Source organism: Lacticaseibacillus boliensis (genome assembly GCF_054784775.1).
Genome location: NZ_BAAIHN010000066.1, coordinates 2,040 through 5,166 on the forward strand (window position 1 = coordinate 2,040; position 3,127 = coordinate 5,166).

Below are 3,127 nucleotides of genomic sequence, written 5' to 3' on the forward strand. Positions count from 1 at the left end.
GAAATGTTTGTTCTTTGAAAACTGGATATCATTGTTTTAAATGTTTTAATGCCGAGAACACAGCGTATTTGTATGAGTTTCTAAAGAAATTCGAATCGCTAACCGATCTATTTATAGATCAAGGTTAAGTTACAAAGGGCGCACGGTGGATGCCTTGGCACTAGGAGCCGATGAAGGACGTGACTAACGACGATATGCTTCGGGGAGCTGTACGTAAGCTTTGATCCGGAGATTTCCGAATGGGGGAACCCAGCGACCATAAGGTCGTTACTTTTGTGTGAATTCATAGCACATCAGAGGCAGACGCAGGGAACTGAAACATCTAAGTACCTGCAGGAAGAGAAAGCAATTGCGATTCCCATAGTAGCGGCGAGCGAAGTGGGAACAGCCCAAACCAAGAAGCTTGCTTCTTGGGGTTGTAGGACTGAACATTGGAGTTACCAAGTTAACGGGTAGACGAAGTCAGCTGGAAAGCTGCGCCAAAGAGGGTGAAAGCCCCGTAGTCGAAATCTGTTAGCCTCCGTTCAGGATCCTGAGTACGGCGGAGCACGTGAAATTCCGTCGGAATCCGGGTGGACCATCACCCAAGGCTAAATACTCCCTAGTGACCGATAGTGAACCAGTACCGTGAGGGAAAGGTGAAAAGCACCCCGGAAGGGGAGTGAAATAGTTCCTGAAACCGTGTGCCTACAATTAGTTGAAGCCCGTTAATGGGTGACAGCGTGCCTTTTGTAGAATGAACCGGCGAGTTACGCTAACATGCGAGGTTAAGGTGAAAAGCCGGAGCCGTAGCGAAAGCGAGTCTGAATAGGGCGAGTGAGTATGTTGGTGTAGACCCGAAACCAAGTGACCTACCCATGACCAGGTTGAAGGTGTGGTAAAACACACTGGAGGACCGAACCCGTGTATGTTGAAAAATGCTGGGATGAGTTGTGGGTAGCGGTGAAATTCCAAACGAACTTGGAGATAGCTGGTTCTCTCCGAAATAGCTTTAGGGCTAGCCTCAGAGGATGGATATTGGAGGTAGAGCACTGTTTGGACTAGGGGCCCGTCAAGGGTTACTGAATTCAGATAAACTCCGAATACCAATTATCTTACTCTGGGAGTCAGACGGTGAGCGATAAGGTCCATCGTCGAAAGGGGAACAGCCCAGATCACCAGTTAAGGTCCCTAAATTTATGCTAAGTGGAAAAGGATGTGGCGTTGCACAGACAACTAGGATGTTGGCTCAGAAGCAGCCACCATTTAAAGAGTGCGTAATAGCTCACTAGTCGAGTGACCCTGCGCCGAAAATATACCGGGGCTAAGCATAATACCGAAACTGTGGATGCAACCTTTTGGTTGCGTGGTAGGAGAGCGTTCTATGGGCGTTGAAGGTCGATCGTGAGGACGGCTGGAGCGCATAGAAGTGAGAATGCCGGCATGAGTAGCGAAAGACAGGTGAGAATCCTGTCCACCGTATGACTAAGGTTTCCTGGGGAAGGCTCGTCCTCCCAGGGTTAGTCGGGATCTAAGGCGAGGCCGAGAGGCGTAGTCGATGACAAACAGGTTGAAATTCCTGTACTAGTTTATTTTGTTTGAACGATGGCGGGACGCAGTAGGCTAAGGTAAGCACCCGGTTGGAAATGGGTGTCCAAGCAACAAGTCTTGATTTGAGTGAAATGCTTGAGTCTTTAAGGACAAGTTGTGATGGGGAGCGAAATTTAAGTAGCGAAGTACCTGATGTCACACTGCCAAGAAAAGCGTCTAGTGAGAAATAAACTACCCGTACCGCAAACCGACACAGGTAGTCGAGGCGAGTAGCCTCAGGTGAGCGAGCGAACTCTCGTTAAGGAACTCGGCAAAATGACCCCGTAACTTCGGAAGAAGGGGTGCTGCACGCAAGTGCAGCCGCAGTGAATAGGCCCAAACAACTGTTTATCAAAAACACAGGTCTCTGCTAAATCGTAAGATGACGTATAGGGGCTGACGCCTGCCCGGTGCTGGAAGGTTAAGAGGATGAGTTAGCGTAAGCGAAGCCCAGAATTGAAGCCCCAGTAAACGGCGGCCGTAACTATAACGGTCCTAAGGTAGCGAAATTCCTTGTCGGGTAAGTTCCGACCCGCACGAAAGGCGTAATGATTTGGGCACTGTCTCAACGAGAGACTCGGTGAAATTATAATACCCGTGAAGATGCGGGTTACCCGCGACAGGACGGAAAGACCCCATGGAGCTTTACTGTAGCTTGATATTGAGTGTTTGTACCGCTTGTACAGGATAGGTAGGAGCCGTAGAGATCGGAACGCTAGTTTCGATGGAGGCATTGGTGGGATACTACCCTTGCTGTATGAACACTCTAACCCGCACCACTAAGCGTGGTGGGAGACAGTGTCAGGTGGGCAGTTTGACTGGGGCGGTCGCCTCCTAAAATGTAACGGAGGCGCCCAAAGGTGCCCTCAGAATGGTTGGAAATCATTCGCAGAGTGTAAAGGTATAAGGGCGCTTGACTGCGAGATTGACAAATCGAGCAGGGACGAAAGTCGGGCTTAGTGATCCGGTGGTTCTGTATGGAAAGGCCATCGCTCAACGGATAAAAGCTACCCTGGGGATAACAGGCTTATCTCCCCCAAGAGTCCACATCGACGGGGAGGTTTGGCACCTCGATGTCGGCTCATCGCATCCTGGGGCTGTAGTCGGTCCCAAGGGTTGGGCTGTTCGCCCATTAAAGCGGTACGCGAGCTGGGTTCAGAACGTCGTGAGACAGTTCGGTCCCTATCCGTCGCGGGCGCAGGAAATTTGAGAGGAGCTGTCCTTAGTACGAGAGGACCGGGATGGACGTTCCGCTGGTGTACCAGTTGTGCCGCCAGGCGCATCGCTGGGTAGCTATGAACGGAAGGGATAAACGCTGAAAGCATCTAAGTGTGAAGCCCCCCTCGAGATGAGATTTCCCATTCCTTTATGGAAGTAAGACCCCTGAGAGATGATCAGGTAGATAGGCTGGAAGTGGAAGAGCAGCGATGTTTGGAGCGGACCAGTACTAATCGGTCGAGGACTTAACCAAAGCGCGTAAGCGCTAGTGAGCAAATACGGTTCACGGCAACAAAAACAAACAATGATGTCCAGTTTTGAGGGTGCAAACCTTCTAAAA

At 50.4% G+C, this 3,127-nt stretch carries 1 rRNA gene; it reads left to right on the forward strand.

Annotated elements, in window-relative coordinates:
- Positions 1-122 precede the first annotated feature (122 nt).
- Positions 123-3,040: ribosomal RNA gene (locus ACYVRB_RS14035) — 23S ribosomal RNA — on the forward strand.
- Positions 3,041-3,127 lie beyond the last annotated feature (87 nt).